The following is a 394-nucleotide window of genomic DNA, read 5'->3' as shown; positions in this document are numbered from 1 at the left end:
GGCGTAATTGCCAAGTGCCCAGAGCGTTTTAGACGCAAGCACATCGCCATCCAGCTGATTTATCGCGTTTTCGCCCATTTTACCTGCATTTTCGAGGTAAATAAGCCCGTCTTTATAGTTGTTGGCGCTCAGGGCNCGGCATTGGCGATTGTCAGATCAGCGTGGATTACCCGTGCGACATACAAAGCCATGGTCATGCCCGGATCGCGGCCGCTTCCGTTGATCTCGCCCGCATTGTCGCCCAGTACGCAGTATTCCGATTGCCAGAACCCTACACCGGTTTTGGTTAAGGTGTCTGCCAGTTGTTGCCGGACCGAATGCAGTTCCTTAATGGGTGACGTCGTAAAATAACTATGTCCGCTAACCAGCTTTTCAACATTCGGCAGGTTGCCGA

1 protein-coding gene is annotated in these 394 nt (G+C 52.4%); it reads right to left on the bottom strand.

What is annotated here, in order from left to right; genetic code table 11:
- Positions 1-128 precede the first annotated feature (128 nt).
- On the bottom strand, positions 129-332 hold the full coding sequence (locus BLX24_RS31315) for a glycoside hydrolase (RefSeq protein WP_445422173.1): 204 nt from the start codon (positions 330-332) through the stop codon (positions 129-131).
- Between the last annotated feature and the right edge of the window lie 62 nt (positions 333-394).

Origin of the sequence: Arsenicibacter rosenii (genome assembly GCF_001870735.1) — a bacterium.
In the GTDB taxonomy this organism is placed as follows: Bacteria; Bacteroidota; Bacteroidia; order Cytophagales; family Spirosomataceae; genus Arsenicibacter; species Arsenicibacter rosenii.
The sequence above is the reverse complement of the archived record's forward strand: the minus strand, read 5'-3'. Positions and strand labels throughout refer to the sequence as shown.